Origin of the sequence: Luteimonas sp. MC1895 (genome assembly GCF_016457215.1) — a bacterium.
Taxonomy (GTDB): domain Bacteria; phylum Pseudomonadota; class Gammaproteobacteria; order Xanthomonadales; family Xanthomonadaceae; genus Luteimonas.
This window is the reverse complement of record NZ_JAEMDY010000001.1, coordinates 455,283-481,720: the sequence shown is the minus strand read 5'-3', so window position 1 is coordinate 481,720 and position 26,438 is coordinate 455,283. Positions and strand designations below refer to the sequence as shown.

Annotated in this window: 21 protein-coding genes and 2 tRNA genes; 22 read left to right on the top strand and 1 reads right to left on the bottom strand. The window is 68.1% G+C overall.

Going from position 1 to position 26,438, the window contains the following annotated elements; genetic code table 11:
- Positions 1 to 8: 8 nt before the first annotated feature.
- From lpxK to JG616_RS02080, 7 genes are all read left to right on the top strand, one after another.
- On the top strand, positions 9 to 1,025 hold the full coding sequence (gene lpxK, locus JG616_RS02110; protein WP_199391530.1) for a tetraacyldisaccharide 4'-kinase: 1,017 nt from the start codon (positions 9 to 11) through the stop codon (positions 1,023 to 1,025).
- A 209-nt stretch (positions 1,026 to 1,234) separates the two neighbouring features.
- The gene (gene kdsB, locus JG616_RS02105; RefSeq protein ID WP_199391529.1) at positions 1,235 to 2,005 is read left to right on the top strand and encodes a 3-deoxy-manno-octulosonate cytidylyltransferase; all 771 of its coding nucleotides are present in this window, start codon (positions 1,235 to 1,237) and stop codon (positions 2,003 to 2,005) included.
- A gap of 116 nt (positions 2,006 to 2,121) precedes the next feature.
- Complete coding sequence (locus JG616_RS02100; protein WP_199391528.1) at positions 2,122 to 3,555, top strand: redoxin family protein; 1,434 nt, start codon at positions 2,122 to 2,124, stop codon at positions 3,553 to 3,555.
- Positions 3,552 to 5,435, top strand: coding sequence for an excinuclease ABC subunit UvrC (gene uvrC / locus JG616_RS02095; protein WP_199391527.1), 1,884 nt, complete (start codon positions 3,552 to 3,554; stop codon positions 5,433 to 5,435). The genes JG616_RS02100 and uvrC overlap by 4 nt, the downstream gene beginning before the upstream one ends.
- Positions 5,432 to 6,031, top strand: a complete 600-nt coding sequence (gene pgsA / locus JG616_RS02090; RefSeq protein WP_199391526.1) for a CDP-diacylglycerol--glycerol-3-phosphate 3-phosphatidyltransferase — start codon at positions 5,432 to 5,434, stop codon at positions 6,029 to 6,031. Before uvrC ends, pgsA begins: the two co-directional genes overlap by 4 nt.
- Before the next feature lie 134 nt (positions 6,032 to 6,165).
- A tRNA-Gly gene (locus tag JG616_RS02085) sits at positions 6,166 to 6,241 on the top strand.
- 70 nt (positions 6,242 to 6,311) lie between these two features.
- Positions 6,312 to 6,385 (top strand) — tRNA-Cys (locus tag JG616_RS02080).
- Positions 6,386 to 6,423: 38 nt separating this feature from the next.
- Here JG616_RS02080 and JG616_RS02075 read toward each other — a convergent pair.
- On the bottom strand, positions 6,424 to 8,223 hold the full coding sequence (locus tag JG616_RS02075) for a sensor domain-containing diguanylate cyclase (protein WP_199391525.1): 1,800 nt from the start codon (positions 8,221 to 8,223) through the stop codon (positions 6,424 to 6,426).
- 205 nt (positions 8,224 to 8,428) lie between these two features.
- Between JG616_RS02075 and JG616_RS02070 the strand changes: the two genes are divergently transcribed.
- From JG616_RS02070 to JG616_RS02000, 15 genes are all read left to right on the top strand, one after another.
- Positions 8,429 to 9,223 (top strand): CpsB/CapC family capsule biosynthesis tyrosine phosphatase, encoded by a 795-nt coding sequence (locus JG616_RS02070; protein ID WP_199391524.1) that lies wholly within the window; start codon positions 8,429 to 8,431, stop codon positions 9,221 to 9,223.
- A 41-nt stretch (positions 9,224 to 9,264) separates the two neighbouring features.
- Positions 9,265 to 9,963 carry a polysaccharide biosynthesis/export family protein gene (locus JG616_RS02065; protein WP_199361618.1) on the top strand — a complete coding sequence of 233 codons (699 nt, stop codon included), beginning with the start codon at positions 9,265 to 9,267 and terminating at the stop codon, positions 9,961 to 9,963.
- Between the two features lie 29 nt (positions 9,964 to 9,992).
- On the top strand, positions 9,993 to 12,275 hold the full coding sequence (locus JG616_RS02060; protein WP_199391523.1) for a polysaccharide biosynthesis tyrosine autokinase: 2,283 nt from the start codon (positions 9,993 to 9,995) through the stop codon (positions 12,273 to 12,275).
- A gap of 8 nt (positions 12,276 to 12,283) precedes the next feature.
- On the top strand, positions 12,284 to 13,603 hold the full coding sequence (locus JG616_RS02055; RefSeq protein ID WP_199391522.1) for a J domain-containing protein: 1,320 nt from the start codon (positions 12,284 to 12,286) through the stop codon (positions 13,601 to 13,603).
- The gene (locus JG616_RS02050) at positions 13,600 to 14,760 is read left to right on the top strand and encodes a hypothetical protein (protein ID WP_199391521.1); all 1,161 of its coding nucleotides are present in this window, start codon (positions 13,600 to 13,602) and stop codon (positions 14,758 to 14,760) included. The genes JG616_RS02055 and JG616_RS02050 overlap by 4 nt, the downstream gene beginning before the upstream one ends.
- 59 nt (positions 14,761 to 14,819) lie before the next feature.
- Positions 14,820 to 15,233, top strand: a complete 414-nt coding sequence (locus tag JG616_RS02045; RefSeq protein WP_199391520.1) for a hypothetical protein — start codon at positions 14,820 to 14,822, stop codon at positions 15,231 to 15,233.
- Between the two features lie 144 nt (positions 15,234 to 15,377).
- A complete protein-coding gene (locus JG616_RS02040; protein ID WP_199391519.1) occupies positions 15,378 to 15,806 on the top strand; it encodes a hypothetical protein in 429 nt (142 codons plus the stop codon).
- 73 nt (positions 15,807 to 15,879) lie between these two features.
- The gene (locus tag JG616_RS02035) at positions 15,880 to 17,307 is read left to right on the top strand and encodes an O-antigen ligase family protein (RefSeq protein WP_199391518.1); all 1,428 of its coding nucleotides are present in this window, start codon (positions 15,880 to 15,882) and stop codon (positions 17,305 to 17,307) included.
- Entirely contained in the window at positions 17,304 to 18,590 is a 1,287-nt protein-coding gene (gene tviB / locus JG616_RS02030; protein WP_199391517.1) for a Vi polysaccharide biosynthesis UDP-N-acetylglucosamine C-6 dehydrogenase TviB, read from the top strand. Before JG616_RS02035 ends, tviB begins: the two co-directional genes overlap by 4 nt.
- A 46-nt stretch (positions 18,591 to 18,636) precedes the next feature.
- Complete coding sequence (locus JG616_RS02025; RefSeq protein ID WP_343224960.1) at positions 18,637 to 19,974, top strand: oligosaccharide flippase family protein; 1,338 nt, start codon at positions 18,637 to 18,639, stop codon at positions 19,972 to 19,974.
- 10 nt (positions 19,975 to 19,984) lie between these two features.
- Entirely contained in the window at positions 19,985 to 21,160 is a 1,176-nt protein-coding gene (locus JG616_RS02020; protein ID WP_199391515.1) for a polysaccharide pyruvyl transferase family protein, read from the top strand.
- A 2-nt stretch (positions 21,161 to 21,162) separates the two neighbouring features.
- Positions 21,163 to 22,368, top strand: a complete 1,206-nt coding sequence (locus JG616_RS02015; RefSeq protein WP_199391514.1) for a glycosyltransferase — start codon at positions 21,163 to 21,165, stop codon at positions 22,366 to 22,368.
- On the top strand, positions 22,368 to 23,438 hold the full coding sequence (locus tag JG616_RS02010; protein WP_199391513.1) for a glycosyltransferase family 4 protein: 1,071 nt from the start codon (positions 22,368 to 22,370) through the stop codon (positions 23,436 to 23,438). Before JG616_RS02015 ends, JG616_RS02010 begins: the two co-directional genes overlap by 1 nt.
- Positions 23,438 to 25,390: an asparagine synthase (glutamine-hydrolyzing) gene (gene asnB, locus JG616_RS02005; RefSeq protein WP_199391512.1), complete on the top strand. Its 1,953-nt coding sequence runs from the start codon at positions 23,438 to 23,440 to the stop codon at positions 25,388 to 25,390. The genes JG616_RS02010 and asnB overlap by 1 nt, the downstream gene beginning before the upstream one ends.
- Positions 25,390 to 26,433 carry an EpsG family protein gene (locus JG616_RS02000; RefSeq protein WP_199391511.1) on the top strand — a complete coding sequence of 348 codons (1,044 nt, stop codon included), beginning with the start codon at positions 25,390 to 25,392 and terminating at the stop codon, positions 26,431 to 26,433. Before asnB ends, JG616_RS02000 begins: the two co-directional genes overlap by 1 nt.
- The last annotated feature ends 5 nt before the right edge of the window (positions 26,434 to 26,438 follow it).

Below are 26,438 nucleotides of genomic sequence, written 5' to 3'. Positions count from 1 at the left end.
TCTACGTCATGAGCCGCCAGGCACCGAAATGGTGGTACCAGCCCGGCGCGCGCGTGCCGCTGTGGGCCGCGGCGGTCGCGCCCGTGTATGGCGCGGCGGTGGCGCTGCGCCGGCGCCTCTACCGCGCCGGGCTGCTGCGCCGGCAGTCGCTCAAGGTGCCGGTGCTGGTGGTCGGCAACCTGGTCGCGGGCGGCAGCGGCAAGACGCCGCTGACCCTGGCGATCGTCGAACGCCTGCGCGCCGAGGGCTGGACGCCCGGCGTCGCCAGCCGCGGCTACGGCCGCGCGAATGTGTCGAAGGCGATGTGGGTGGAGGCCACGACGCCTGCGTCCGAAGGCGGCGACGAGCCGGTGCTGATCGCGCGCCAGTCCGATGCCCGGGTGCGCGTCGACCGCGACCGCGTCGCGGCCGCCCGCGCGCTGGCCAAGGCCGGCTGCGACATCGTGGTCTGCGACGACGGGCTGCAGCATTACGCCCTGGGCCGTGACATCGAGATCGAAGTCATCGACGGCCGCCGCCGCCACGGCAACGGCCGCCCGATTCCCGCCGGTCCCATGCGCGAACCGGCCGAGCGCGGCGAGGGCTGCGACTTCCGCGTGCTCAACGTCGGCAGCGATCCGGATCTCGCCGCCGGCTTCGGCGAATGGCCGATGTGGCTGGCGCCGGGCGATGCCGTGCCGCTGGTCGGCGGCCGCCCGCTGCCGCTGTCGACCTTCGCTGGCCGCCGGGTGCATGCGGTCGCGGGCATCGGCGATCCGGAGCGCTTTTTCGACATGCTGCGCGCGCTGGACATCGCCGTCGTGCCGCACGCCTTCCCCGACCACCACGCCTACGTCGCCGACGACCTGCGCTTCGGCAGCGACCTGCCGGTGCTGATGACCGCCAAGGACGCGGTGAAGTGCGCCGCCTTCCTGACCGACAAGCACTATGCCGTCCCGGTCCAGGCCGAACTGCCAGAAGCCTTCTGGGTCGCCTTGCTGGCGAAGTTGCCCAAGCCCAACACCTCCGCGGCTGCCCACCTGTAGGAGCGGCTACAGCCGCGATCGCAGGTTCCGTTGCCGGGGACACATCGGGATCGCGGCTATAGCCGCTCCTACAGCGATTGCAGCATCGGTTGCCGGGACACCTCGGAATCGCGGCTATAGCCGCTCCTACAGTTGCATCGTCCGCGGCGATCGCGGACGTCCGGGGCTGTGGCTGATCGCGGCTCGTGGCGAGGTGGCACAATCGCCCGATGAACCATCCCTTCGTCGTCGCCATTCCGGCGCGTCATGCCGCCTCGCGCCTGCCGGGCAAGCCGCTGCGGTTGCTCGGCGGCGAGCCGCTGGTCCTGCATGTCGCGCGGCGCGCGCTCGCGGCCGGTGCGGACGCGGTCTGGGTCGCCGCCGACGATCCGCGCATCGCCGATGCGCTGGCCGGCAGCGGCGTGCGCATCGCCATGACCTCGCCGGACCATGCGTCCGGCAGCGACCGCCTGGCCGAATGCGCCGCCATCGCCGGCTGGAGCAACGACACGGTGGTGGTGAACCTGCAGGGCGACGAACCCTTCGCGCCGGCCGCCGGCATCCGTGCGGTGGCCGCGGCCCTGGTCGATTCCGCCGCCGACATGGCGACGCTGGCGACGCCGGTCGAAGACGCGGCCACGCTGGCCGATCCGAATGCGGTGAAGCTGGTCCGCGCCGCCAGCGGCGACGCGCTGTACTTCAGCCGCGCGCCGATCCCGTGGCCACGCGACGCCTGGGCCACCGCCGAAGGGCGCGCCCAGCTGCCCGGCGGCCACCAGTGGCTGCGCCACATCGGCATCTACGCCTATCGCGCGGGGTTCCTGAAGCGCTTCGCAGCGCTGCCGCCGACGCCGCTGGAGCGCGCCGAATCGCTCGAACAGTTGCGCGCGCTCGAACATGGCCACCGGATCGCCGTGGCCCTGTCCCCGGAGCCGTTCCCGCCGGGGGTGGACACGCCGGAAGACCTGGAACGCGCTGAGCGGCGACTGGCGGCAGGCTGATCGCGGCTATAGCCGCTCCCACAGGGCATGGGGCTGATCGCGGCTGTAGCCGCTCCTGCAGGAGGAGGGGCGGGGGCGATCGCGGGGGGCGGAGCAGGACAGGCATAATCGGGCGCATGGATGCCGCCGCGCTCGCCCCCGAATTCCCCGCCGGCCTGGACTGGCTCAACACCACCGCGCCGCTGCGCATGTCGCAGCTGCTGGGGCGGGTGACCGCGCTGGCCTTCGTCAACGGCGGCTCGGCCTGGTGCAACCAGACCCTGGTCGACCTCGACCACCTGCGCAACCGCCACCCCGACCGCCTGAACGTGGTCGCGGTCAACGTGCCGCGCTTCGATCACGAGCGCGAGCCGCGCCGCGCCGGCAAGCGCTTCGCCCGCCACCGCTTCGAGTTCCCGGTCGCGCACGACGCGGACTGGGTGCTGTGGCAGCACTACGGCATCGAGGCCTGGCCGACCGTGGTGTTGTTGGATGCGCGCGGCCGCGTGCGCGAGCGCTTCGTCGGCGATGGTCAGCTGCGCGAAATCGACGCCGCGATCAGCCGCCTGCAGGCCGAAGGCGCGCCGCGTGCGCTCAACGCCGAGCGCATCGAGATGCGCCGCGGCGGCGAGCCGCAGCTGCCGCTGTGCTTCCCGGTCGGCCTGGCGCTGTCGGGCAACTATCTCTACGTGGCCGACAGCGGCCACCACCGCGTGCTCGAGTGCGACCTCAGCGGGCGCGTGCTGCGCCAGTTCGGCAGCGGCGGCTCGGGCTTCATCGACGGGCCGATGGAGCTGGCCGCGTTCAACCGGCCGCAGGGCCTGGCGATCGAACGCGACACGCTGTACATCGCCGATACCGGCAATCACGCGGTGCGCCGCGTCCAGCTGCGCAGCGGCGACATCGACACCGTGGTCGGCGCCGGCCGGCCCGGCACGCCCACCGAGGGTCTGGTCGCGGATCCGCGCATGGTGGCGCTGGACCAGCCTCGGGCGGTCGCCGCCTCGCTCGCGGCCAGCAGCCTGTTCATCGCCACCGCCGGGGACAACCGCGTGTGGCGTTTCGACCTCGGCACGCGCGAGATCGCGCTGGTGGCCGGCTCGGGCGAGCTGGCGGTGACCGACGGGGTGGGGCCGCAGGCCGCGTTCGCCGAGCCGGCCTCGCTCGCCACCGTGCAGCAGGCGGTGTACGTCTGCGACGCCGCTGGCTCGGCCATCCGCTCGGCCAATGCGCGCAGCGGCCAGGTCACCACGCTGGTGGGCGCCGATGCCTGGACCCACGGCAATGCCGACGGCGCGCGCACCGAGGCCCGGCTGCAGCAGCCGCAGGCGATCGCGCTCGACCAGACCTCGCCGGTGCTGTGGATCGCCGACAGCGGCAACGACTGCCTGCGGGCGCTGCGCCTGGGCGGCGGCGAAGTCACCACCGTGCCGCTGCCGCAGCGGCTGCACGCGCCCTGCGGCCTGGCGGCCGCGGACGGCGTGGTCTGGATCGCCGACACCGATGCCCACGCGGTGCTGCGCCACGACACCCGGGACGGCAGCCTGAAGCACGTCCCGATCGGCGAATGACCAGGCCCGGCGACCCCACCGGGCCCGCCGCACCGTCCGAGCCCGCCCCGCCGCCGTTCGACGGCAAGGCCTTCGTCCGCGGACTGAGCACCGCACCGGGCGTCTACCGCATGTTCGCGGCCGACGACAGCGTGCTCTACGTCGGCAAGGCCGGTGCGCTCCGCAAACGCGTCGCCAGCTACTTCAACGCCAGCCCCAAGAACGCGCGCACCGCGGCCATGCTGTCGCAGGTCGCGCGCATGGAGGTCACGGTCACCCGCACCGAGGCCGAGGCGCTGCTGCTGGAAAACCAGCTGATCAAGTCGCTCAAGCCGCGCTACAACGTGCTGCTGCGCGACGACAAGAGCTATCCGCACCTGCTGATGACGCGCGAAGAGTGGCCGCGCATCGCGCTGCACCGCGGGCCGCAGTCGGTGCCCGGGCGCTACTACGGCCCGTATTCCAGCGTGGTCGCCGTGCGCGAAACGCTCAACCTGCTGCACAAGCTGTTCAAGCTGCGCAGCTGCGAGGACAGCGTCTTCAGGAACCGCACGCGGCCCTGCCTGCAGTACCAGATCGGCCGCTGCAGCGCGCCCTGCGTGGGTTTCGTCGAAGCCGACGAGTACGAGGCCTCGGTGCGCCGCGTGCGCCTGTTCCTCGAAGGCCACAGCGACGAGCTGCTGGTGGAACTCGGCAACGACATGGAGGCCGCCGCCGGTCGCCTGGACTTCGAGCTGGCCGCGCGCCTGCGCGACACGCTCGCCAGCCTGCGCGGCATGCAGGCGCGGCAGTACGTCGATGGCCGCGCGGCCGATCTCGACGTGCTCGCCATCGCCACCGAGCGCGCCAGCGCCTGCGTGCTGCTGCTGGCCTTCCGCGACGGCCGCAACTTCGGCACCCGCGCCTTCTTCCCGAAGACCAACGGCGTCGAGGAGCCGGCCGAGGTGCTGGCCGCCTTCGTCGCGCAGTACTACACCGCGCACCAGCCGCCACGCGAGATCGTGCTCGACCGGGTGATCGAGGACGTGCCGTTGCTGGAGGAAGCGTTCGCGCTCAATGCCGGCTACCGGGTGGCGATCAAGACCAGCGTGCGCAGCGAGCGCGCCGGCTACCTGGACCTGGCGCGCCGCAACGCCGAGAACTCGCTGGCCGCACAGCTCGGCAGCCAGGCCGCGCAGGCCGCGCGCGCCGAATCGCTGCGCGATCTGCTGGGCCTGGCGCAGCCGGCGCGGCGCATCGAATGCTTCGACATCAGCCACACCATGGGCGAGGCGACCGTGGCCTCGCAGGTGGTGTTCGATGCCGAAGGCCCGGTGCGCGGCCAGTACCGCCGCTACAACATCGCCGGCATCGAACCCGGCGACGACTACGCCGCCATGCACCAGGCGCTGACGCGCCGATTCAAGCGCGCCGCGGGCAATCCCGACGCGGTGCTGCCCGACCTGCTGCTGATCGACGGCGGGGCCGGGCAGGTGGCCCAGGCCAATGCGGTGCTCACCGGGCTCGGCATCGAAGGGGCGATCACGGTTGTGGGCGTGGCCAAGGGCGAGGCGCGCAAACCCGGCGACGAGACCCTGCTGCTGCCGGACGGGCGCGAGCTCAAGCCCGGCGCGGCGTCGCCCGGGCTGCAGCTGGTGCAGCAGGTGCGCGACGAAGCGCACCGCTTCGCCATCACCGGCCACCGCGGCCGGCGGCAGAAGGCGCGCAGCACCAGCCGGCTCGAGGACATCCCCGGCATCGGCCCGCGGCGGCGCGCGTCGCTGCTCAAGCATTTCGGCGGACTGGGCGGCCTGCGCGCCGCCGGCGTCGAGGAAATCGCCCGCGTGGAGGGCGTCAACCTCGCCCTCGCCGAACGGATTTACGCCACACTGCACGGGTTGGACGCCCCCGGAACCGCATGAAACTGACGCTGCCCACCTGGCTGACCCTGCTGCGCATCCTCCTGATCCCGGTGCTGGTGCTGACCTTCTACCTGCCGTGGCAGTGGAGCAATTTCGCCTCCGCCGGCGTGTTCGCGCTGGCCGCCTTCACCGACTGGCTGGATGGCTGGATCGCGCGCCGCTACGGCATGAGTTCGGCCTTCGGCGCCTTCCTCGACCCGGTGGCCGACAAGCTGATGGTGGCGACCGCGCTGTTCCTGATCGTGCAGGGCCATCCCACGCCGTGGATGGCGTTCTGGGCGGCGGTGATCGTCGGCCGCGAGATCGCGGTCTCGGCGCTGCGCGAATGGATGGCCGAGCTCGGCCAGCGCGCCACGGTCAAGGTCGCGACCATCGGCAAGATCAAGACCGTGGTGCAGATGGGCGCGCTGCTGTGCCTGCTGTACGCCGTGACCCCCGACAAGAATCCGCCGCGCCCGCAGCCCTGGCTGGGCGAGCCGATCTTCCACGTCGGCGACTGGATGCTGGCCGTCGCCGCGCTGCTGACCCTGTGGTCCGCCGTGCTCTATCTCCGCGCCGCGTGGCCGGCGCTGAAGGCCGGCGAGCGCCGCTCCTGACAGCCGCACCTGGCCGTTGCCGGACGCGTCGTGCGTATGCATAATTGCGCCGCGCCCGACGCCATTCATCGGCGGCACACTCCGGCAACAGGTGTTGACAGTCACCTGGTTAACGGTAGAATGGCGGGCTCAACGCGGGAATAGCTCAGTTGGTAGAGCACGACCTTGCCAAGGTCGGGGTCGCGAGTTCGAGTCTCGTTTCCCGCTCCAGATTTTGACAAGGCCCCGGAAACGGGGTCTTGTTGTGTCAGGCACTGCAATTCGCCTGGCGCCAGTTTCAGGCCTCATGGCAGAGTGGTCATGCAGCGGACTGCAAATCCGCGTACGCCGGTTCGATTCCGACTGAGGCCTCCAGACAGAAGCCGCCCGCAGGGGCGGCTTTTTGTCGTCTGTCAGGCGGGCAGCGGGGCGAGGTGCCAGGTGCTGCGGCCGGCCTTCTTGGCGGCATAGAGCGCGGCGTCGGCCTGTGCGGCCAGGTCGGCGGCAGCCAGCGGCCGGTCGGTCCAGGCGATGCCGATGCTCGTTCCCACCACCACCGGGGTGCCCGCGGCATCGACCGGCGCGCCCATGGCCTCCAGCACCTTGCGCGCCACGCGCTCGGCCGCGGCCGGCTCCACGCCTTCCAGCAGCAGCACGAACTCGTCGCCGCCCAACCGCGCCGCCAGGTCGGTGGCGCGCAAGCTGTCGAGCAGGCGGCGCGCGAAGGCCTGCAGCACGGCATCGCCCGCGGCATGGCCCAGCGTGTCGTTGATGCGCTTGAAGTGGTCGATGTCCAGGTACAGCAGCGCGACCGGCCCGCCGCCGCGCGTGAGCCGGGCCAGCGCCAACGCAAGGCGCTCGTCCACCTGGCGGCGGTTCGCCAGCCCGGTCAGCGGATCCGTGCGCGTCATGCGCTCGAGCTCGCGCCGGCTTTCGGCGAGCGCCTCCTCGGCGGCCACCCGGCGGGTGATGTTGCGCGCGGTCAGCATCACGTCGGCCTGGCCGCCCGGCTCGTCGGCCGGCAGGCAGCGCGACACGACCTCCACCCAGACATGGTGGCCCGCGCGGTGGCGCAGCCGGTAGATGTCGGTGCGCGGCTTGCCGGTCGCAAGCACGTCCGCCATCGCCTGGCGCTGGGGCTCGCGGTCCTCGGGATGCACCAGGTTCCAGCGCGAACCCAGCATCTCCTCGGGCCTCCAGCCCAGCATCTCGCTGGACGAGGGCGAGACGTAGACGCGTTCGCCGTCCGCGCGGATGCGCGTGATCAGGTCGTGCGAATGGTCGGCCAGCATGCGGTAGCGGCGCTCGCTCTCGGACAGGCGCTCGTCCATGCGCTTGCGCTCGGCCATCGCCAGGCAGACCGGAAAGGTCATCAGGCAGCCTCCGGCCAGGAAGATCTGCAGCAGGGCGATGCGCCCGTCGTCGCCCAGGCCCTGCTGGTCGGCAAGGGGGCCATGGCCGAAATGCGTGGCCACGGCGGCGATCAGCGCGAGCACGATCACGCCCAGCGCCACGCCCACGAAACGATGGCGCATCGCCACCAGCAGCAGCGGGGGATAGGTGAGGAAGAGCATCGGATAGGGGCTGAGGAAGACGGCGGTCCCCACCGCCGCCAGCAGCGCCGTGGTCAGGGCAAGATCCCAGCCGCGGCGGCCCGACACCGCCATGCGCAGGCTGCGGCGGTGGACGACCAGGGTGGTGGTGGCCACGATCACCATGCCCACGACGTGCGCGGCGAACCAGCCGGCGAACGCGCGTTCGTAATCCTGGGCGTTCATGGCATGCGCCACCCAGGCGGCCAGCAGCCCGGACAGCGCGCAGGCCCCCAGCGTGGCCGCGATCGCGATGCCGCCCAGGGTGACCCAGCGCTCGGGATCGCGGACATCCGGGACCATCTGCCGCACCACGCCCGCCACCACCAGCACTTCCAGCAGGTTCGCGCCCGCGATCGACAGCGCGTAGGTGAAGCCGTCGCCGGCCAGCATGCGCGCCGGCAGTTCGGCCAGGACGGCGATGGCGAGGTAGGGCGGCCAGGTGACGCTGCGCCGGGACAGCAGCCAGCCGGTGAGGATGCCGTTGCCGACCCAGATCGCGGCCAGCTCACCCGGACCACGCGCCAAGGTCAGCGACAGCCATGACGTGCCCGCGATCAGGAACGCGAGCAGGCAGCGATCGGCCCATCGGGTGCGGCGCAGCGGCGGGCCTTTCGGCATGGCGGTCTCGGGGTGGGGGCGGGCACTCTAGCCCGGGCGGCGTGAACAGGCGACCCGGTCAGGGCGGATGCGCGGCCTCGGGGCGGCGCACGGGCCGAGATCGGGAAGCAAGGAGCGGGCCATATGTGACTCCGCTCCCGACCCGCCCGCCTGCCAGCTGCTAGAGTGCCCGGTCGTCCGGCGTGCACCCTCGGAAATCGCGACCTTGTACGACCTCCATTGCCACCTGCTGCCCGCCATCGACGACGGCGCCACCGACCTGGCGATGTCGCTCGAAATGGCGCGCATGGCCGTGGCCGACGGCATCACCGTGACCGCCTGCACCCCGCACATCTATCCCGGCCTGTACGAGAACAGCGGCCCGGGCATCCGCGCCGCGATCGCCGAGCTGCAGGCCGAGCTCGACCGCGAGGGCATCGCCTTGAAGCTGGTGGAGGGCGCCGACGTGCACCTCGACCAGAACCTGGTGGCCGGCATTCGCGACGGCCGCGTGCCCACGCTCGCCGGCTCGCGCTACCTGCTGTTCGAGCCGCCGCACCACGTCGCCCCGCCGCGGCTGGAAGAGACCCTGTTCGAGCTGCTCGCCGCCGGATATGTGCCAGTGATCACACATCCGGAACGTCTCACCTGGGTTGAGCAGCACTACCAGACCTTCGTCACCCTGGCCCACCGCGGCTGCTGGATCCAGGTCACCGGCGGCGCGCTGACCGGCCGCTACGGCCGCCGGGCGCAGTACTGGGGCCAGAAATTCGTCGGAGAGGGGCACTGCCACATCCTCGCGACCGACGCCCACCATCCGACGCGCCGGCCGCCCTTCCTGGCCGAAGCGCGCCAGGCGGCCGCGGCCCTGGTGGGTGCCGAGGAGGCTGATCACATGGTGAATACGCGTCCCGCCGGCATCGTCGGCAACGCTCCACCGGATACACTGCCCCCCCTGAAGGCGCCAGCGCCGCGCGCGCCACGTCGCGGGCTGCTGGCCCGGTTCCTGCGCTCCGCCTGACGTTTCCCGCCCGAAGTCCCGCCGTTCCACCGAGGTCCCCCATGAAACAAGCCAGCCGACTCCTGATCGCGGCCGTCTTCGCTTTGCTGCTTGCGGCGTGTGCCTCCGCGGGCAAGCGCAACGCGGCCCATGGCGTCACGCTCCCGCCGCCCGATACCACCGCCGCCTCTGGCGCCTACGAGGGCGCCACCGACTACCGCGTCGGTTCGCAGGACCTGCTGGAGATCAGCGTGTTCGGCGTCAAGGATCTTTCGCACCAGGCGCGCGTGAACTCGAACGGCATGATCAACCTGCCGCTGGTGGGCAGCGTCATGGCCGGCGGCAAGACCGTGCCGGAACTGGAGCGCGAGCTGGGCGAGAAGTACGCCGATGGCTACCTGCAGAATCCCCAGGTGACCGTCTTCGTCAAGGAATACACCAGCCAGCGGGTCACGCTCGAAGGCGCGCTGAAGAAGCCCGGCATCTATCCGCTGACCGGCAAGACCTCGCTGCTGCAGGCCATCGCCATGGCCGAGGGCACCGACGAGTTCGCCGACCTCGAAGGCGTGGTGCTGTTCCGCAATGTCGAAGGCCAGCGCATGGCGGCGGCCTACGACCTGACCAAGGTGCGCCGTGGCGAACTCGCCGATCCCCAGGTCTACGGCGACGACATCATCGTGATCGAACGTTCGGGCAGCAAGTCGGCGTTCCGCGAATTCATCCGCTCGGTGCCTGCGCTGGGCCTGTTCCTGGCCCTCTGAGCCACACCTGTTATGGACAACGCAAGCTGATGCAAGACGACAACCTTCCCGCGCAGCCCGAAAGCGGCAATCCGGACCGGCTCCCGGTCCAGCGTCCGGGCCAGCTCGCCGTCGCGACCGGCCAGCGCGGGCTCCCGCTCGACGTCTTCGAGGACAGGCGCGCAGGCGACGAAGACGAGATCGATCTCCTTGCCTACTGGCGCATCCTGGTCAAGCGCAAGTGGCTGGTGCTGGGCGTGCTCGGCACGGTGGTCGCCCTGGCGCTGATCGCCACGCTGATGATGCCCCCGGTGTATCGCGCCACCGCGGTGATGCAGATCGACCGCGAGTCGGTGCAGATCCTGCAGGTCGAAGGCACGGGCAGCGCCGAGGCCGCCGCGCCGGACTTCCTGACCACCCAGTACGAACTGTTGAAGAGCCGCGCACTGGCCGAGCGCGTGGCCAACGAGCTGGCGATCGACGCCGGCACCATCGAGCGCCTCGCCGCCACCTCGTGGTGGCAGCGCGCCACCGGTGCGCTGCGCCCGCAGCCCGCGAATGCGCCGGGCGATGACCCGGCCACCACCGCCGAAGCCGACGCCATGGTCGACCTCGGCCAGGCCGTGGGCATCGTGCGCAGCGGCCTGACCGTGGAGCCGGTGCGCAACTCGCGCCTGGTGCGCATCCATTTCGACTCCACCCTGCCGGCGTTCTCGGCGCGCGTGGTGAACGCCGTGGCCGATGGCTTCATCGCACACGCCATCGAGCGCAAGTTCGACGCCTCGTCCTATGCCAGCAAGTACATCGAGGAGCAGCTGGCGCTGGCCAAGGGTCGGCTCGAGGAATCCGAGCGCGCGCTGGTGGCGTTCGCGACGAAGGAAAACATCGTCACCAGCGGCGAGGGCAGCCAGAGCCTGGAAAGCCAGAACCTCGGCGCGCTCAATGCCGCGCTGGCCGCGGCGCAGGACGATCGCATCCGCGCCCAGGCCTCGTGGAGCCAGGTCTCCGGCGGCGGCCAGCTGCCGGCCGGCGCGATCAGCAACTCGATCCTCAACTCGCTGCAGCAGCAGCGCGCCACGCTCAACTCCGAATACCAGCAGCAGCTCAAGACCTACAAGCCCGAGTATCCGAGCATGCTCGCGCTCAAGGGCCAGATCGACGAGGTCGACCGCCAGATCGCGCAGGAGCGCAACGCCGTCCGAGCCTCGATCAAGGCCGAGTACGACGCCGCGCAGGCGCGCGAGAACATGCTGGTCGCGCAGATCGATTCCGCGCGTGGCCGCACGCTCGACGTCGACAACCGCTCGATCGACTACAACATCCTGCGCCGCGAGGTCGACACCAACCGCCAGCTCTACGACAGCCTGCTGCAGCGCTACAAGGAAGTCGGCGTGGCCGCCGGTGCCGGCGTCGGCACCAACAACATCTCGATCGTCGACCGTGCCGTGGTGCCGGGCGGGCGCTTCAAGCCGAACCTGCCGCTCAACCTCGCCATCGGCCTGATGCTCGGGCTGATGCTGGGCGTGCTGCTGGCCTTCGTGCTCGAGTTCCTGGACGACACGCTCAAGGGTCCGGAGGACATCGAGCAGCACCTGCGTATGGCGGTGCTGGGCATCATCCCGCACCTGAAGAAGCAGAGCGTGGCCGACGCGATGGCTGACCCGCGCTCGGCGTTCGCCGAAGCCTATCGCTCGGTGCGCACCGCGCTGCAGTTCTCCACCGACCACGGCGTGCCCCGGGTGCTGCTGGTCACCAGTGCCAGTGCCTCGGAAGGCAAGTCGACTACCGCCACCACGCTGGCGCGCAACTTCGCCCAGATGGGCAAGCGCGTGCTGCTGATCGAGGCCGACCTGCGCAATCCGTCGATGCACCGCATGATGGGCGTGCGCTCGGACACCGGCCTGTCCAGCCTGCTGGCGGGCGCCGCCAGCGCCAGCCAGGTGATCATGGACACCGACGACGAGCGGCTGAAGATCATCCTCGCCGGGCCGCTGCCGCCGAACCCCGCAGAGCTGCTGGCCGGCAGCCGCCTGCTGTCGATGCTGACCATCGCCGCCGAAAAGTACGACCAGGTGATCATCGACGGCCCGCCGGTGCTGGGCATCGCCGACGCGCCGATCCTGTCGAACGTCGCCGGCGGCACGCTGGTGGTGGTGCAGGCGGGCGAAACCCGCATCAAGACCGCGCAGGCCGCGCTCAAGCGCCTGGCCGCGGCGCGCGCGCACGTGATCGGCGCGGTCCTGACCCACTACGACGCCAAGGTCGCCGGCTACGGCTATGACTACGCCTCGTACTACTCCTACGGGACCCAGCCCAGGCTGGCCGGGAAGTAGGGACCGGCGTGGGGGAGCACGCGGGGATGGTGGGGCAGGGCGGCGAAGCGCTGGACCAGGCGCTGGGGCTGCTGCGCGCGCCGGCGCTGCGCACGGCCCTGCGCACCCGGCCGCTGCCGCAGGGCATCGGCGAACTGCTGGCCATCGCGTCGGGAACGTCCGATGCCACGCGTGGGGCGATCTCCCGCACTGGCCGCGCCGAAGCCGAACTCGTCGAAGCCGCGCGCTTCTACGTGCAGCAGGTGCTGCTGGCCGAGGGCGCCGATGCCTACCGCCAGCTTGGCGCCGCCCCTGACGCCGACCAAGCCGTGCTGCGCGAGCACCACCACCTCCTCATGCGCTGGCTGCACCCCGACCGCAGCGAGGGCGCCCAGTGGGACTCCGCCCTCTCGACCCGCGTCAACCAGGCCTGGAACCACCTCCGCACCCCCGCCGCCCGCGCCCGCTACGACGCCGAGCATCTGGCGCTTGCTACCCCTGTAGGAGCGGCTACAGCCGCGATCCCTATCCCCATCACCTACACCCCCCTACAACCCCCGAAACCCATCCCAACAGGCCCCATCGCCGTCGCCTTCCTCACCATCGCCTGCCTCGCCCTGGCCTGGCTTGCCGTGACCCGGGAAGACCGGCTGGACGACCTGCGTGATGCGAGCCGGTTCCAGGAGACGGGCGTGGACGTCAGCCAGCGGATGGCGGCGCCATTGCCGCAGGTGATGGAGGAAGTGGCTGTGCGGGTGCCTGCGATGGTGGTGAGCGTGCCGGAGGGGCAGCCCGAAGTCCTGACTGAAACCGCGACGCAGACCGTGCCGGAGCCGGCGACGGAGATGGAGACGGCGGCGGCGCAGACAGAAACGGCGGCGGCGCACTCAGCCGGATACCCGGTGCTGGAAGCTGCGACGTTTGCGACGGAGGACGTGAGCGAGGGTGATTGGGGGAGGGAGATCGCGGCTGTAGCCGCTCCTACAGGGGGGCGGGATACCGCGGATCCGCTGCAGCTGTTCCGGCAGGCCGAGGCCGCTGTCGACAGCGTCAGCGCCTGGTTCTCCTCCGGCCGCGGCGGCGAGCCGCTGTGGCTCGACCTTCCGGTCAGCCTGGAGGCCGCGGCCCTGCGTCAGGACCTCCGCGCCCGCCATGACGCGCGCCAGCGCGGCCGCATGTCAGTAAACCACCCCAACTGGACCCTCGGAACCGAGTCCGCGTCGATGTCAGGGGCCTACCGCTTCGGCGGCCGACGCGGCACCGTCGAAACCGGCGTGCTCCACGTCGGCCTGGAGCGCCGCGGCGCCCACTGGCGCATCGCCCGCCTGCACCTGGACCCGGCGCGATGAGCCCCGCACGCTGGATCGCCTTCGTTGCCCTCATCGCCGTGCTGGTCGCCGCCGGCTACGGCCTGGTCACCACCCGGGGCGAGCTGCAGCGCCTGCACGAGGACCTCGCCGCCGCCAACGCCGCCCTGCAGCAGGGCGACAAGCCGCGCGCCGCCGCCATCGCCCGCGACGTGCTCGCGCGCGCACCGGTCATGGGGCGGGCCTTCGGCATCATTGCCCGTGCGGAAGACGGGAAGGGCGGCGCCGACGCCACCCGCGCCCGCTACGGGACCGCCGCCCGCCGCGCGCCGCGCGACCCGCAGGTGCGCGGCTGGCTCGCCACCCACGCGCTGCAGTCCGGCGACTTCGCCGCCGCCGCCGATCATCTCGACGCCCTGCTCACCGTGGCGCCTGCGCAGCGCCAGCAGCTGCTTGAACTCATCGCCCAGCTCGCCCAGGACCCGGCATTCGCCGAGGCCCTGGCCACCCATCTCGTCCAGCGGCCCCAGTGGCGCGCGGCCATCCTGCGCGCCACGACCGCCAGCCGCATCCCCGAAGCCGCCGACAACCTGCACGGCGCCCTGCGCGCCCAGGGCGCCCTCGACGCCGACGACACCGCCCGCTGGATCGACGGCATGCTCCGCGACGGCCGCTGGGGCAGTGCCTACGCCCGCTGGGTCAGCGGCCTCGAGACGCCGCCCGAGCGCCTCCCGGTGCCGTGGAATGGCGATTTCAGCCGCGCCCCGTCCTCCTCGGGTTTCGACTGGCGCGTCCGCCGGGTGCCCGGCGTGCTGTTCGACCGGATCCCGCTCGACAGCGGCGGCCACGCGGCGCGGCTGCGCTTCCTCGGCCGCCCCGTCGGCGATACCGGCCTGGAAGTGCCGATGCTGCTCGCCCCCGGCGACCACGTGCTCCACCTGCGCGCCCGCACCCAAGGCCTGCGCTCGGACCAGGGACTCGAGTGGCGCCTGACCTGCAGCGACGGCCGCACCGCGATTGGCGCCGGCGCGCGGGTGCGCGAAGCGCGGGTCTGGGCCGAACTCGCCTTCACCTTCACCGTCCCCGCGGGCGAGGGCTGTGAAGGCCAGTGGCTGCGCCTGGTCAACCCGGCACCACGCGGCGTCGCCCAGATCCTGCGCGGCGAACTCCACCTGGCTGATCTCCAGGTCGGACCGTGATCACTGGCACGCTTTTTGCGCTAGACTTCCGAGCACACGAACAAGGACGCTCAACCACCATGGCACAGCATCGCAAGCTCATCGCGCTCGGACTGGCGCTCGCCCTCGCTCCGCTGGCCGTCCAGGCCCAGGAACCCGCCGCCGCGCCCATCGGGCTGCAGGTGGACGGCGGCTCGGTCCTGGTCAGCAGCGGCGGCGAGTTCGTCCAGGCGGCGCCCGGGCAGGCTGTCGAGCCCGGCCACCGGGTCATGCTGGCCGAAGGCGCCAGGGCGTCGCTCGACTATGGCAACGGATGCCGGAAGGCGATGTCCGAGCCCGGCGTGTACACCGTTACCGCCGTTTGCAATGCAGCCAGCACCCAGCGCGGCTACAGCACCGGCACCGTCGTGGCGGCCGCGGCGGCCGGCGTGGCGGTGATCGCGGCCGTGGCGGGCGGTGGTGGCAGCGACGACCCGACTCCGGTCAGCCGCTGAACACGGTCATCGTCACGCCGCGCGTCACATTCTCCTGATAAAACAAGGGCATCCGCCCGAATGCAGCTTGCATCAGCCACCTCGGCTGGGTAGTCTGTACTGCACTGCAGCATCGCCGGACTCCCCCGTCCCAAGGAAGATTCCATGAACAAGCCACGCATCCTCAGCTTCGCTGCCATCGCCGCCGCCGCGCTCTTCGCCGCTCCCGTGTTCGCCCAGGGCAGCGCCGCCACGCTCCGCGTCGACATCGGCAGCGCCATGGTGAGCAACGGCGGTGAGTTCGTCTCGGCCCCGTCCGGCACCCAGGTGCCCGCCGGCAGCCGCGTGATGCTGGCCGAAGGCAGCCAGGCGACGCTGGTGTATCCGAATGGCTGCACCCAGCCGCTCTCGGCCGCCGGCGTGTACGGCGTGCCCGCCACCTGCGTGGCCGCGGCCGGCAGCAGCGCCGCCGGCGCCACCGGCGTGGACGTGGGCGGCCTGGCCACCGTGGCCGGCATCGCCGCGGCCGGTGCCGCCGCGCTGGCCACCATGGACGACGTCGAGTACGTCGAACCGGAGCCCGTCAGCCGCTGATCCAGGCGGTCAGGCAGCAGGATCGGCGGGACGGGGCGACCCCGTCCCGTTTTCGTTGGAGGCAAGGACACCCATGCACGGCGCGGATGCCGACACCCACCACGGCGGGCACGCTCTCGACCGCCAGTCCCTTGCGGGGCTGGTGGCGGTGGGGGCGTTGCTGGCGCTGTGCGTGGTCACGGGCGGCAGTTCGCAGGAATCCGGAGCCGGGGTGTTTGCCGCCCAGTTGATGTCGCTTCCGGTGCTCGGCTGGGCGGGCTGGCGCCTTCTGCGCGGCACGCACCAGACGTCCCCTACATATCTATATGCATGGCTGGCGTTCGCAGTCGTGCTGTTTGCGATTCCGGCACTGCAGGCCCTGCTTCCTGGCTCCGTGGCCGGCGGAGAAGGCCGTCAGGCGTTGGCAGCCGACCTTGCACAGTTCGGCGGCGGGGCGCCCGCCCGGTGGTCGCTCGCCCCGGGCGCCAGCCGCGACGCGGCCTTCCACCTGCTTCCCGGGCTCGCCATCTTCGCGATGGTGCTCTCGCTGCCGCACGCCGCGCAGCGCCGCCTCGCCCAGCTGGTCGTCGCGCTGGCCATCGCCAGCCTGCTGCTGGGCCTGGCCCAGCTCGGCGCCCCGCAGGAAAGCCCGCTCAATCCCTATCCACAGTGGTCGCCGGCGATGAACGGCTTCTTCGCCAACCCCAACCACCAGGCCACCCTGCTGGTCGTCGCCGCCACGCTGGCCTGCGCCCGCTTGGCGATGGTGGTGGGCGCATGGCCCCCGGGCCGCCCGCATCGCGTCGTTCACGGCGTGGTCGCCGCGCTGGTGATGCTGCTGGCGGCCGTGGCGCTGCCGCTGACCGGCTCGCGCGCCGGCGTGGTGCTGATCATCCTGGCCTGTGCCCTGGTGGTGCTGGCGCACTGGCCGGCCTGGCGCGGCGGGCTGCGCAGCCGCGCGGTGCTGGTCGCCAGCATGGCGATCGCGGCCGCGGCGCTGTTCCTCTCGCTGCGCTGGATGCAGGTCGACGCCATCGACGAGCTGCGCGGCCCGCTGCGGGCGCTCACCGGCGAGATCGCCGCGCGCTATGCGCCCATGGGTGCCGGAATCGGCAGCTATGTGCCGCTGTTCGAACAGGAAGCCCCGCGCGAGCTGCTCATGGCCAACTACGTCAACCACGCCCACAACGAGTACGCGCAGTGGTGGCTGGAGGCCGGCGTGTCCGCCGTGGCGGCCATGGCGCTTGGTGCCGTCGCATTGGCATTGAGCTTGCTTGGACTGCTGCGCCAGCCGGCGCAGGTGCGCGGGCTCGGAGTGACCGCGCTGGTCGCGATCGGCGCGATCCTGGCGCACTCGGTCGTGGACTATCCGCTGCGCACCCCGGCCATGCTGGCCGTGGCGGCCGCGCTGGCGGGAATCGCGGCGGGGCAGGCCGTCCAGGCTGCCAGGACACGTAACAGCGCGGGGGGCCGCGAACGTGCAGGCACCGCACACAGATTGCAAAGGGACATGACAACGTGACGCAGACCTTTCCGTCGAAAGACGAGACCCGTATCGCCGTGGTCGGCCTTGGCTATGTCGGCCTGCCGCTCGCCGTCGAGTTCGGCAAGCAGTACGCCACCGTGGGCTTCGACATCAATGCCGCGCGTGTGGCCGAGCTGGGGGAGGGCAAGGACAGCACGCTCGAGGTAGAGCCCGAGCTGCTTGCCAGCGCCACCAAGCTCAGCTTCACCAGCGACCTGGAAGGCATCCGCGACTGCAACGTGTACGTGGTCACCGTGCCCACGCCCATCGACAGCGCCCGCCGCCCGGACCTCACCCCGCTGCGCAAGGCCAGCGAGTCGCTGGGCAAGGTGCTGCAGCCCGGCGACACCGTGGTGTACGAGTCCACCGTGTATCCCGGCTGCACCGAAGAAGTGTGCGTGCCGATCCTGGAGCAGGTGAGCGGCCTGACGTTCAACGTCGACTTCTTCTGCGGCTACAGCCCGGAGCGCATCAACCCCGGCGACAAGCAGCACCGCGTCACCACCATCATGAAGGTGACCTCCGGCTCCACGCCGGCCGCCGCGGATTTCGTGGATGCGCTGTACGCCAGCATCATCACCGCCGGCACCCACAAGGCCAGCAGCATCAAGGTGGCCGAAGCCGCCAAGGTCATCGAGAACACCCAGCGCGACCTCAACATCGCCCTGGTCAACGACCTGGCGATCCTGTTCAACAAGCTGGGCATCGACACCCTGGAAGTGCTGGAAGCCGCCGGCACAAAGTGGAACTTCCTGCCGTTCCGCCCGGGCCTGGTGGGCGGGCACTGCATCAGCGTGGATCCGTACTACCTGACGCACAAGGCGCAGGAAGTGGGGCACCACCCGGACGTGATCCTGGCCGGCCGCCGCACCAACGACGGCATGGGTGCGTACGTGGCGGGCGAAGTGATCCGGCTGATGGTGCGCAACGGCATCAACCCGGTACGCGCGCGGATCCTGATCCTGGGCCTGGCGTTCAAGGAGAACTGCCCGGACCTGCGGAATACGCGGGTGGTGGACATCATCGGTGCGCTGCAGGGTTACAACGCGCGCGTGGATGTGTGTGATCCGTGGGTGGATGCGGGCGAGGCGAAGCACGAGTACGGGCTGACGCTGTTCAAGCCGGGCGAGGGCGAGTACGACGCCATCATCGTGGCGGTGGGACACGAGGAGTTCCGGAAGCAGGGTGCGGCGGGGATCCGCGCGCATGGCAAGCCGGGCGCGGTGTTGTATGACGTGAAGTATGTGTTGCCGCGGGAAGCGGTGGATGGGCGGCTATGAGTGATCGGGCGCTCATCGCACAGTGGCTCTCGGACATCCGAGCCAGATGATCTCAAAGTGTCGAAAATACTTCGCAGGTAGTGGACTGGGCCCCACTCTTCTGAGGGCAGCCTTTGGGAGCATGGGATTGAGGATCGCTGGGATGGGATTCGCATTCCTTGTTGGTGTGCAACTTGCTCGTGGTCTAGGCGCACAGGGTTATGGAATCTATGGCGTAGCAATGTCAATCACCGCATTGCTCGCAGTGCCTACGGAATTTGGGCTTCCGCAATTAGTAACGCGAGAAGTTGCTGCGGCGAACACAAGGAGCGAATGGGGGCGACTCAAAGGCATAGTTCAGTGGGCCAGTCGAACCTCCTTCTTAGTATTCGCCGTCGTGGCAGTCGGGGTGCTGGTGTGGCTATATCTATCGAATATCGCCATCGATTCCGAATTGGCACTAACAGTGCTTGCGGGATTAACGATGATTCCTCTAGTTGCTCTTGGGAAAATAAAAGGCGCTACGCTGCGAGGGTTGCACCACATTGTGAAAGGCCAGCTGCCCGATATCTTAGTCAGGCCTCTGGCGTTCTCTGCATTTCTTCTTGTCGCAACGGGACTCGTTACTAGAATGACGCCAAGCATGGCGATGATCCTAGGTTCAGCGGGATCCGGAGTTGCCCTTCTGGTGGCAAGCTTTATGTTGCGAAAGTCCCTTCCCCGTCAGGTCGCTACAGCGTCGGTTGCATCAAGTAGCCCGGATTGGTGGTCGGCAGCGTTTCCAATGGCGTTAAGCGAAGGCATGCGGGTACTGCAATCACACGTCGTGATTCTGCTGCTAGCCGCAATAGCGGCAATGAGCGCCGTCGGGGCCTACCGAGTCGCCACTTCAGTTGCCCTCATCGTATCTGTTCCAGTAACGATGCTCAGTGTTGTATGTGCGCCTGTAATTTCAAGTCTTTTTGCAGGCGGAGATAATGCGCGGTTGCAGCGCCTCTTGCGCGCCATCGCGGCTGGAATGTCTCTCGGAGCGCTTCTCGTCGCTCTCCCGTTCTTTGTGGCGGGAGACTGGCTAATTGGGTGGGTGTTTGGAGCCGAGTATCTTGCTGCTGTGCCAGCGCTTCAAATTATTTGTTTGGGAATCGTTGTGAGCGGTGCATGCGGGGCTGGTGCGGCGTTGCTGAATATGACAGGCAATCATAAGCACGTAACGAAGGCGTCCGGGATTTCGCTCGCTTTGTTATGTGTCACGGCCCCTGTCCTAATCTCGTATTGCGGTATTCTCGGTGCTGCAGTAGCAAGCGCGTCGGCGCAGATAGTGTGGAGCATCATCATGTGGCTTGATGCCCGACGGGTAATAGGGCTGGACTCCAGCGTGCTCAGTTTGATGTTTGTGAAATCCTAAGGAGACACGAGTGGCGTCGATTTTGCTGTTTAATACCAGCTTTAAGAATAAGGGCGATGCGCTGATGAATGAAGCGATCGTTCGTGAGCTCGGTGACGGCCACGATTGGGCCGCGCCAGCCAGTCTCCATTTTACTAGTCGTCGCGAGGCGCGAGGTTATCGCGTGTGCCTTGTGTCCGATTTGCCGGGCGCTACGTGGAAGCAGCGCACGTTCAATCGTGTAGTGTCAGTATCGGCAGCTCTTGCGCACATCGCTGGTCCGGAACTACGACGGCGTATCGGCGTTTGCATCGTCGAGGATATTGATGTTGCTATGGACGTGTCCGGTTATTGTTATGGCGACGTATGGGGCCAAGAAAAGATTGAATGGGGGGTGAGGACATACAAGCGTCTGCATCGTGCTGGCGCCTGTGTAATTCTGATGCCTAAGACGTGGGGTCCGTTTGAGAAGATATCAAAAGCTTCGGTGCGTGAGATGCTGCGCTTCGTAGATCTGGCGTTCGCGCGCGATGAAAATTCGAAGAGCACGCTGGATGAGATAGTGCCTGCTGAGCGCAGTAATGTCAGGTTTGCGCCTGACTACACTCATAAGGTCGCTTCTTCTGGCGGAGTTGAGTCAGGGCCTGGGGATGTCGCGTACGTGATCCCAAGTTATCGTGTTATCGATAGTGGCGCCCTGGATAAAGCAATGTATTATCGCGTTCTTAGTGATGCACGGCGCATTCTGGAAAAGCGCGGGCTTGTGCCGAAGCTTCTAATACATGAATCCTCAAATGATCTTCAATTCGTGGATGATGTTGGCGAGTTGGGCTTCTCAGTTAATGATGTCGTAGTCTTTGATGATCCCGTGGAGTTAAAGAACGCGATTTCTACGGCAGCGGCTGTAGTTACTTCAAGGCTGCATGGGCTGTACAACGCGCTTAATTCGGCCGTCCCAGTTGCTGTGGTTGCGTGGGTGTTTAAGTATCGTGAGGCCTTGCGGCAGTATGGCTGCGAAGAGTGTCTGGTTGATTTGACTAATCCTATCGGATCTCTCCATAGCGTCCTGGAGATGATTACCGATAATTCTCATGCAGAGCTTCTGAAATCCAAGATGCGCGCCGGCAAGGCTTATTCAGATTTGGCAACGGCTGCGATGTGGACTGAGATTCGCGACCTGATTCTGCCTTTTGACGGGCCGGGTTGAGTATGGCTGAGGTTTCAGCGCTTTATGTCTCCTACGACGGCATGCTCGAGCCCCTTGGCCAGTCCCAAGTGCTAGCCTACTTGGAGCGCTTGGCGGGCGATCGCCCCATCCACCTGCTCAGCTTCGAGAAGCCGCAGGACTGGGCTGAGTTGGACAAGCGCCGGGCGCTGGCCGCACGCATTGCGGCCGCCGGCATCCACTGGCACCCCCGTCGCTATCACAAGCGTCCGTCCGCGCTCGCCACGGCCTGGGACGTCCTGGTGGGGATCGTCAGCGGGTTGTGGCTGGCGCGGCGACACCGTATCGGCATCGTCCACGCCCGCAGCTACGTGCCTGCCGTGATTGCGCTGGTACTCAAGCGCTTGGCCGGAGTGAAGTTCGTGTTCGACATGCGCGGCTTCTGGGCCGATGAGCGTGTGGATGGTGGTCTCTGGCCGCGCGATGGGCGCATGTACTGGGTCGCGAAATGGTTCGAGCAACGCTTCCTGCTGGCAGCCGACCACGTGGTGTCGCTGACCCACGCCGCTGTGGTCGAAATGCAGAGCTTCGATTATTTGAAGGGTCGCATGCCACCAGTTACCGTGATTCCCACCTGCGCCGACCTTGCGCGTTTCCGTCCGCACTCGCGACCGCCGGGGAGCAGTGGCGCATTCACTCTGGGCTACGTCGGTTCGGCCGGCACCTGGTATCTGTTCGATGAAGTGGTGGTGATATTCTCGCGCCTACGGCAACTCCGTCCGGATGCGCGGCTGCGGGTGGTTAACCGTCACGAGCACGATTACATCTGCCAGCGCCTAGTCGCTGGTGGAGTGGACCTGGCTGCGGTGGACCTGCTCAGCGCCGGCCACGATCAGGTGCCTGAGGAGATGGCGCGGATGGATGCGGGGATCTTCTTTTACAAGCCCTCATACTCTCGCGCGGCCTGCGCTCCGACGAAGCTCGGAGAATTCCTCGGCTGCGGCATCCCTTGCATGTCCAATCAGGGCGTGGGCGACATGGCTCAGGTGCTCGAAGGCGAGGGGGTGGGTGTGGCCATCGATGCATTCGATTCGGCCACGCTGGACGCTGGCCTGCAGCGCCTGCTTGCCTTGGTGGCGGATTCCGCCACCAAGGACCGTTGCGTAGCCGCCGCTCATCGGCATTTCTCGCTGCAGGAAGGCGTTGAGCGGTACCGGCAGGTGTGGACTTCCGTGGAAGCGGAGGCCTGATGCGCCTGCTGGTATTGCCACGCTACGACGCCGATGGCGCAAGCAGTCGGCTGCGCATGCTGCAGTACTTGCCAGCGCTGCAAGCCATGGGTGTTGGTGCGGAAGTGGCGCCTTTGCTGGGCGATGGCTACGTTTCGGACCTGTATGCCGGCAGCATGTCTGTGCCGAAAGTCGCCCGCGCCTACGCGCGCCGCCTGAGGCGGTTGCTTAGCGCCGGCCAATTCGATGCGCTGTGGGTGGAGAAAGAGATGTGGCCTTGGTTGCCCGCCTGGCTTGAGCTTGCTTCGATGCCTTCACGACCACGTCTGGTGGTGGATTACGACGACGCGGTGTTTCATCGCTACGACCAGCATCGTTCGTTCTTGGTACGTGGCTTACTGGGACGCAAGATTGAAGCGGTGATGGCACGCGCTGACATGGTCACCGTCGGCAATGACTACTTGGCAGACCGAGCCCGTGCCGCCGGTTGCAAGCGCGTGGAGTGGCTGCCTACGGTCATCGATCTGGAGCGTTACCCGGCGCCAGCGCAACGTGAGGTGGCAGGGCCGGTCGTGGTGGGGTGGATCGGATCACCCGCCACGGCCGGATACCTGAGCGAGGTGGCGGGGGCGTTGGCGCCCTTGCAGGCCGCCGGACAGATCCGCTGCGTGGCCATTGGTGCACGCCCGGATCAGGTGCAAGGCACGCCATTCCAGGCGCAGGTCTGGCGGGAAGACACGGAAGTGGAGCAATTGCAGCAGCTCGACATTGGCATCATGCCGCTCCAGGACGAGCCCTGGGAACGCGGCAAGTGCGGCTACAAGCTGATCCAGTACATGGCCTGTGGGCTGCCGGTGGTGGCGTCTCCGGTGGGGGTCAACGAGGTGATCGTGTCTTCCGAAGAGGGATTTCTCGCCTCGACCCCGGAGCAGTGGAGCGATGCCCTGAGCCAACTGGTCGCCGATCCTGCCCTGCGCTCAGCAATGGGTCGGGCCGGTCGTCGAAAGGTGGAGGAAACGTACTCGTTGCAGGCACAGGCACCACGCTTGGGGCGGGTGCTGCGTGATGTCGCGAAGGAAGCGGCCAGCTGATGTGTGGACTGACTGGATTCTGGGCAAAGGATGGCGATGTAGCCGATGCGGGTGCCATTGCGCTGGCGATGGCTGATCCGCTCCGGCATCGCGGTCCCAACGATGGTGGCGTGTGGGTTGATGCTGATGCGGGCTTTGCGTTGGCACACCGGCGTCTTTCGATTCTGGATCTGTCGCCCGCCGGTCGCCAGCCGATGCTCTCCCCCAGCGGACGCTGGGTGCTGGCCTATAACGGCGAGGTTTACAACCATCTGGAGCTTCGCCGGCAACTGGAGGGCGAGAGCCGCGCACCCGCGTGGCGAGGACATTCGGACACCGAGACATTGCTTGCATGCATCGAGGCCTGGGGCCTGGAACGCACCCTTCAAGCGAGTGTCGGCATGTTCGCCATTGCCCTTTGGGACCGCAGCGAACGGGCGTTGACCTTGGCGCGTGACCGCATGGGCGAGAAGCCGCTGTACTACGGCTGGCAGGGCGGCACCTTCCTGTTCGGCTCGGAGCTGAAAGCGCTTGCCGCGCATCCGGCGTTCAGTGCGTCGGTCGACCGTGGGGCCTTGGCCTTGCTGCTGCGGCACAATTACATTCCTGCGCCGTACTCCATCTACCAGGGAATCCAGAAGCTGCCGACGGGCAGCTGGTTGCGCCTGGAAGCCGGGCAGCGCGAGCTTGAGCCGGTGGCATGGTGGTCGCTTGTCGATGTCGCGGAGCGTGGCACGGCCCATGGATTCCAGGGCACCGAGGTCGAGGCGATCGATGCGCTCGAAGGGTACCTGGGTAAAGCGGTACGCGGGCAGATGGTCGCGGACGTGCCCTTGGGCGCGCTGCTTTCAGGCGGAATCGATTCGACGGTGATTGCCGCGCTGATGCAGGTGGCTAGTAGCCGGCCGGTACGGACATTCACCATCGGCTTCGAGGAAAGGCAGTACGACGAGGCGGCGCATGCGCGCGCAGTGGCCGCTCACTTGGGCACCGACCATACCGAACTGCGACTGGCAGGCAGCGATGCGCTGGCGTTGGTGCCCAGGATGCCGGCGATGTACGACGAGCCTTTCGCCGACTCTTCGCAGCTGCCGACACATCTGGTCATGGCGCTAGCACGCCAACATGTGACCGTGGCCCTTTCGGGAGATGCAGGAGACGAGCTGTTTGGCGGCTACAACCGATATGTGATGGGTCCCCGAACGTGGGACAGGATCCGCCGGATTCCGCCGGGTCTGCGCGGTACCTTCGGGTCTCTCCTGACTGCACTTCCTGCTACCACCATGAACCGCTGGCTCGGATCTCTCGCTGGTCATGTGGGTATCGCCTTGCCGGGCGACAAGGCGCACAAGCTGGCATCAGCACTCACCGGCGTACGCGGACTCGACGACCTGTATGTGGCGTTGGTTTCGGGCGGGTGGCGGGACCCTGGGGCGATGGTGATTGGCGGCACGATGCCGCCAAACCTGCTGGACGACAGGGCCCGATGGCCACAGCTGGACGATCCAGTGGCACGCATGATGGCGTTGGACTCGATGACATACCTGCCCGACGACATCCTGGTGAAGGTCGACCGCGCATCGATGGCGGCGTCGCTAGAGACGCGGGCTCCGTTCCTGGATCGCGATGTGATCGAGTTCGCATGGTCGCTGCCCATGCACATGAAGTTGCGCGATGGAAATGGCAAATGGCTTTTGCGCCAGCTGCTGGACCGACATGTGCCGCGCACGTTATTAGAGCGGCCAAAGATGGGGTTCGGCATTCCCCTCGACCAGTGGTTGCGCGGACCCCTGCGTGAATGGGCCGAGACCCTCCTGGCCGAAGACCGCTTGAAGCGTGAGGGCTACCTGGACCCTGCTCCGATCCGTGCGACGTGGCTCCGTCATCAGAGGGGCGAGGCCTCCTTCGGTCACCGGCTTTGGGCAGTGCTGATGTTCCAGGCCTGGCTAGAGCAGCAGGGCAGGCCCGCCTGATGTGGCCCTTCTGGCTAATGTTCCTGTTGCCGGCTTTCGGGATGCTGGTCCCGCGGAGCCTTCCAGCAGGGCAGGCGCGCATCGTGTGGCTGGCCGTCGGCACGTTGTTTGCGGTGATGATCGGGCTGCGCCACGAAGTTGGCGGAGACTGGTTCACTTACTTCGTACATTTCCAGCGTGCCGCCGATTTGAGCCTCGCCGATGCTGCGACCATGCCGGACCCCGGCCACTATGTCCTGAACCGGCTGGTAGCCGGGCTGGGCGGCGATATCTACACGGTTAACCTGATCTACGCTGCGATCCTGATGGTCGGCACGGTGATCTTCTGTCGACGCCAGCCCCACCCTTGGCTGGCGCTGCTTGTGGCGGTCCCGTACATGCTGATCGTGGTTGGTATGGGGTACACGCGACAGTCGGTTGCGCTTGGATTTGCGTTGCTGGGCCTGGTGGCGCTGCGCGACGGGCGTCTGAGGAGGTTCGTGCTGTTCGTGGCTTTGGGTGCCCTGTTCCATAAGTCCGCCGTGCTGCTGCTACCGATTGCGGCGCTGGCGGCGAGTCGAAACCGCTGGTTGACTGGCGCTTTGGTCCTGGCGACTACGCTGCTGATGTACTTCCTGTTGTTGGCCGACAGCGCCGAGAATCTGTGGACGAACTACGTTGCAGCTGACATGCAATCCTCGGGCGGAGCTATCCGTGTGGCGATGAATGCATTGCCCGCGGCCCTGCTTCTGTTGTTCCGTCGAAGACTGGTTCCCGACCCCGAGGAGAGGAAGCTGTGGCTTTGGATGGCGGTATTCGCCCTGTTGTGCGTGCCCCTGGTCGGGCTGGCCTCAACTGCGGTGGATCGCGTCGCGCTGTATCTGATCCCGTTGCAGCTTTTCGTGTTCGCGCGCCTACCCCGGCTGGCAAAGACGACCAAGACCAGAACTCCGCTCGTGCTAGGGATCATCGGTTACTACGTGGCGGTGCAGTTTGTCTGGCTCAATTTTGCTACCCATTCACAGTATTGGTTGCCGTACCAGTTCATGCCGCTGTGGAGTTGAGACAC